The organism is Candidatus Hydrogenedentota bacterium (assembly GCA_018005585.1).
Classification (GTDB): Bacteria; Hydrogenedentota; Hydrogenedentia; order Hydrogenedentales; family JAGMZX01; genus JAGMZX01.
Map to the genome: position 1 here is coordinate 1 of JAGMZX010000232.1, position 6044 is coordinate 6044.

Annotated in this window: 2 protein-coding genes; both read left to right on the forward strand. The window is 61.8% G+C overall.

The window, feature by feature from the left end; genetic code table 11:
* The coding region (locus KA184_22770; GenBank protein ID MBP8132412.1) for a hypothetical protein at window positions 1-291 on the forward strand (291 nt) is incomplete at its 5' end.
* 41 nt (window positions 292-332) lie between these two features.
* Window positions 333-6044, forward strand: a 5712-nt coding sequence (locus tag KA184_22775; protein MBP8132413.1) for a DNRLRE domain-containing protein, incomplete at its 3' end; no start/stop codon positions are given.

The window sequence follows — 6044 nt, forward strand, 5'->3', positions numbered from 1 at the left end:
CATGGCGGCGGCCCGTTCCTTCTTCTCCAAGACGCCCCTGACGTCAGCTACATCGTAGATGATATCGAGTTTGAGGACGCCGGTCTGTACAAATGTCAGGTAGCCGACGATATCGCGATTGCCGAATCGCAGTCTGTCGAGTTGTCGGTGCTTCCCGGCGTTCCGGTCGCGGGACCGTTTGCGCTTGTTGTGCTTTTGGCGTTGTGCGCTGTTGCCGCGCTTCTTGTTTTGCGACGGCAAGGTGCGCCGTCGCGCACGACGCTTGGATGTGAGGAGTTGAGCAAGAGATAACGGGCTTCATCGTTTACCCGTGAGTGCAGGAGAAAGCAGCGATGCGTAAGAACCACTTTCTGATGTTGTTTGGAATGACCGTACTGGCGTGTCTCGCGGGCGTGTCCGCCTATCCTGCGGTGACCAGCCCGAACGACGACGTAACCACGCGGAATAACGCGACCAACTACGACGAATATGACTTGGGCGGCGGCGCCTATGCGGGGTTGCTTGTCAAGCTGGGCGGCAGCCATGGCTGGCTCGAGTTCACGCTTGGAGGCAGCACGGTGGGCAGCGCGACGCTGCACGTGTACAACTACTGGACTGCAAACGGCGTCAATTACGACGTGCGGCTCAAAGGCGCCGAGTACGGTTTCAGCGAAACCGCGCTTACGGGCAGCAATGCCCCCGACACCAGCGCTTGGACCACCGTGGCCGACTCCTTCCATGTGAACGCGACGGCTCAGTGGTACACCCTGGACGTGACCAGTTTCTACAACGCGCACCTGGGCCAGACGGTGACGTTCAAACTCGAGGCCGTCAGTGGTTCCGGTGACGGCCCCATCTTCTCGGACCGCGAAGGCACGGGCGGACACGCGCAATATCCGTACCTGGAGTACGCGCCGGGCAATGCCCCGCCGGTAATCCAGGAAGTGACGCCCGATCCGGAGCTGACCGAGGCCAATAATGAGTACACGCGTCAACTCGTGCTGACGCAAGGCACGGCCCCGGTGAGTTGGAGCGTGGCGCAAGGGCCAAGCGGCCTGTCTGTGAGCCAGACCGGTTATGTCAGTGGCTGGACACCGGGCGGTGACGACATTGGCGACACATTTACCGTCGAGATTCAGGCGAGCAATGCCTATGGTTCGGACGCCGAGACATGGCAGGTGCAAGTGACGGCGGTATCGCCGCCGGAGCCGATTTACGCAAGCGACGACGTCACGACGCGCGGCGACTCGACGAATTATGACGAATATGACTTTGGCGGCGGCGCGTATGCCGGGCTTCTCGTGAAATCAACCAACAGTCACGGATGGGTCGAGTTCCCGCTGGGCAGCGCCTCCGCTGATGCGGCGACCTTGCACCTGTACAACTACTGGACGCAGAACGGCGTGAACTACGATATCCGCGTTCTTGGCGGTGTTTACGATTTCAATGAAGCCACGCTTACCGGCAGTAACGCGCCGGATACCAGCGGCTGGACCACGGTGGTGGGCTCGTTCCACGTGGATGCAACGGCGCAGTGGTATGAACTGGACGTTACCGATTTCTACAACGCCCATCTGAACCAGCGGGTCACCTTTAAGTTGGCGGCTGTCTCGGGAAGCGGCGACGGTCCGATCTTCGCGGACCGTGAAGGCACGGGCGGCCACGCGCAACACCCGTATCTGGATTGGACCCCGGACAACATCCCACCCATTATTCAGGAAGTAACCCCTGACCCGGACGCGGGCTACGCGAACCTGGAATACACGCGGCAATTGAATCTGCTTCAAGGAACGCTGCCGGTGAGTTGGAGCGTCTTGCAGGGGCCCTCGGGACTGGTCGTGTCGGGCACGGGACGCGTGAGCGGCTGGACGCCCGCGCCATCGGACATCGGAAGCAGCTTTACGGTTGAGGTCCAAGCCAGCAATGCCTTCGGGGATGACGCGGAATCGTGGCAAGTGACCGTGGAAGCGGTGCCGCCGCCGATTATTCAAGAAGTGACGCCCGATCCCGACCGGGCCTATGTCGGCGCGGAATACAAGGAACAGCTTGTGCTTTTGCAGGGAGTGGGGATCGCCTGGTCTCTGACCGCGGGGCCGGACAGTCTTTCCGTGAACAGTAGCGGCCTTGTCCAGGGCTGGATTCCACAAGCGGACGAGGCGGGGCAGACCTATACGGTCACGGCGCAAGCGACGAACCCGGGCGGCACGGACACGGAAACCTGGCAGGTGCAGGTGGTCGCTACCTGTGCGGTCACGTTTCCCGGCGCCACGTGGCAGTCGAAAACGCCCGCGGAATTGGGGCTGGACGGGGCCAAACTCGACCAGGTCGCGGCCAACATCGGCGGCGTGGGCTGTATCGTGCGGCAGGGTTACATGGTGAAGACGTGGGGTGACCAGACGTCAAAAGGGGACTGGGCCTCGGCGGCAAAGCCCGTGATCAGCACGATGCTGTTCTTCGCGGTGAAAGAAGGGCGTCTCGGAGGCGTCCATGATCACATCGAAGATTGGGGCTGGGACCTCGTCGCCAAGGACGAGCCCATGGAGTTCTACCACCTCGCCAACATGACGAGCGGCTACGCCCGCGGCGAGGCGCCCGGCGCCCGCTGGGCGTACAACGACTACGCGATCAGTCTTTATGCGAAGACGTTGTTCGACAGGGTCTATGGCGCGACCCCGGACTCGGCGGCGCGGAACGGAGGCCGGCTTGGATTCCTCCAATTCCAGGATGGCTCCATTTTTTCTTCGCGCGACGGATATGGTTTGTCCACAACGCCGCGCGACTTCGCGCGCATCGGCTGGCTCTGGTGCAACCGGGGCAACTGGAACGGCACGCAACTATTGGCGGAAAGCTTTTTTGACGACTACATGCTTCCGCACGTGCCGATTTCGCTGCCGCGGACCTCGTCATCTGGAACTGACTACCTCGATGTCGGCACCTACGGCGGCGGGTCAGACCAGACGGCGGACGGGCCCGGTATTTACGGGTTCAACTGGTGGTTCAACGATTACGGCGCGACGAACCCGAGCGCGCTGACGTGGCCGGACGCGCCCGCGGACACGTTTGCCGCGGTTGGACACGGCGGCCCGGAGACCCTGTGCGTCATCCCCAGCCTGGACCTGGTGATCGCTTTTCGCGGGTCGAACTCGATGACGCCCGGCAGCGTCTCGTCGAGTATGAACCAGAACCTGAAACTCCTGGTCGAGGCGTGCCCTCCGTGCAACGCAAACGCGCCGGTGGCTGTCATCGACGCAAGCCCCACCTTGGGCCAGGCACCCCTGGATGTGCATTTCGACGGGAGCGGATCTTATGACATCGAGGGGCCGGTCGTCGACTATGCATGGGATTTTGAAGATGACGGTGCTGTGGATGCGTCTGGCATCGAGACCGACCATCAGTACGCTGTCCCGGGAGTGTATACGGCGCGGCTCATCGTGACGGATACGGGCGGCATGACCGGGGAGAGCACGGTCGATATCAACGTTACGGGCGCGCCGCTTGGATCGCTCGTCGTCGATCCGCTCCATACGGCATGGTTCCGGTATGAAGGCGGCGGGCCGTTCTTCCTGTGCGGGCCGGGCGACCCGGAAGATTTCCTGTATCGCGGCACGCGCAACGCGAACGGGACGCGCAGCGGCGACCAAATGACGTTGATCAACAAGGTGACAGGCACGGGCGCGAATAGTATCTACATGCAGATCGTGCGCAGTCACGGCGGCGACGGCGACGACGATGAGAACCCGTTTGAAAGCAGCAATATCAACAATGCTCTGGATGCGGACATCCTCAACCAGTGGGAAACGTGGTTTGCGGCGATGGACGCCCAAGGCATTACGATATTTCTGATCTTTTACGACGACAGCGCGGCCCCATTCGGGCGGGATCTGAACAGTGGCAATCTCGATGCGCGCGAGGAGTATCTGGTCGACTCCATAGTCAATGCGTTTGAACATCATAAGCATCTGATCTGGTGCGTGGCGGAGGAATACGGAGAGGCGCTTTCCGCGGCTCATGTATCGAAGATTGCCGAGCGCATCAAGCAGCAGGACGACAATCACCATCCGGTCGCCGTGCACCAGGGCAGCGGCACGTCCTTTGATTTCAACGGCAACCCCAATCTGGACCAGTTCGCAGTCCAGTACAACACGAGTTCCCGGACGGAGCTGCACAATGCGGCGGTCGCCGCGTGGAACAATGTGGGCGGGCTCAAGAACATCAATATTGCCGAGTTTCAGCCGCTGCCCACGGGTTCCGACCTGCGGCAGAAGGTCTGGGCGATTGCCATGGGCGGCGGCTACTCCATGCTTCTATACATGGATATTGCCTCGACGGCCGTGAGCGACCTGCAAATCTGCGGGCGGCTCGTCGACTTCATGGAGAACACCCGTTTCAATGAAACGGCGCCCGCGGATGCGCTTGCGCGCGGCAATACGGACTACGTGCTGGCAAGTCCCGGGAATGTATATCTCGTGTATGGCGACAGCGGCAGCAGCCTGGGCGTGAACATGCAGGCGGGCAACTACCGGGTAATATGGTTCGACGCCATCGATGGAGACTGGGTTGACCTTGGCGCTCAGGCGGCAGGCGCTGGCGACCAGACCTTTGCCAAGCCCGCGGACATCGGCGCGGAAGCGGTTTTGTACCTGTCTGCCGTGGCGCCCATCGCGCCCCCGCAGATCACCCAGCACCCGTTGTCGCAGGTGGTGTCTGCGGGCGATTCGGTCGCCTTTTCGGTAACGGCAACTGGAGAGGGCACGCTGTCCTTTCAGTGGCAGAAGGAGGGGCTCGACCTTTCGGACGACGGCCGTATCACGGGGGCGCTGACATCATTGCTGCAGATATCGGTGGTCGACCCGGCCGACGGGGGCGCATATCGTTGCATCGTGAGCAATGAAGGCGGCGATACGCCGTCGAACAGCGCCGTGTTGACGGTGGATGGAGGTGGGGAAGGTGAGGGCGAGGGCGAGGGCGAGGGCGAAGGGGAAGGGGAAGGGGAAGGCGAGGGTGAGGGTGAGGGAGAAGGCGAGGGTGAGGGTGAGGGAGAAGGCGAGGGTGAGGGTGAGGGTGAATTTGAACTGGTGCTTGCAAGTTCCCTCTGGCCCGATTTCAGCATGTTTGACCTGGATCCCGAACCTCTTCAGACCCTGCCCGTCCTGGATGGCAGGCTTCATGTGATTTACGGCGGCGGCACGCCGGTCAGTATCTGGGCGAACACGCCTCATGAGGGCTATGAATTCGCGTACTGGACAGGAACTGACATAGAGGCCCCGGAAGGCACAGAAGACAATCCGTTAGAGATTGTCATGGACAAAGGTCGTTCCTATACCGCCAACTACTCCGGAGGGGGCGAAGGCGAAGGCGAAGGCGAGGGCGAGGGCGAGGGCGAGGGAGAACCTGCGCCTGTGGAAGTGTGCAGTAGCGGGGATGCCGTCGCAATCCCGGGTGAAACAGCGGCTGCAGTGTCTTCTTCCGCCGTCTTTGACGGCAATCTGGTCGTCACGGACATCGACGTTGTTCTCAATGTGGCCCACCCCTGCATTCCGGACCTGCGCTTTGAACTCATTGCGCCGGACGGGACGCCGGTCACCCTGATCGAACATATTGGCGCCGGGGGTATTCTTTCCGGCATGGGTTGTCCGGACCAGTTTGTGGACACGGTATTGGACGACGAGTCGCCTGTCTCGCTGGCGGATGGCGTTGCGCCGTTTACCGGTTCGTTCAACATTGCGCACGAGACGGCAGGGCTCCTGGCGGATTTTGACGGGCTGATGGCGCAAGGTCTTTGGACGCTGCGGATCACGAACGGATTCGATGCGCCCGGACTGCTTGATGGCTGGTGCGTGCGCATAACGGGGTATCCCGGCGCCGAAGGTGAAGGTGAAGGCGAGGGCGAGGGCGAGGGTGAAGGCGAGGGCGAGGGCGAAGGCGAGGGCGAGGGTGAGGGTGAAGGCGAAGGTGAGGGTGAGGGTGAAGGCGAGGGTGAGGGTGAAGGCGAAGGTGAGGGTGAGGGTGAGGGTGAGGGTGAGGGTGAGGGCGAGGGTGAAGGTGAAGGTGAAGGCGAGGGTGAG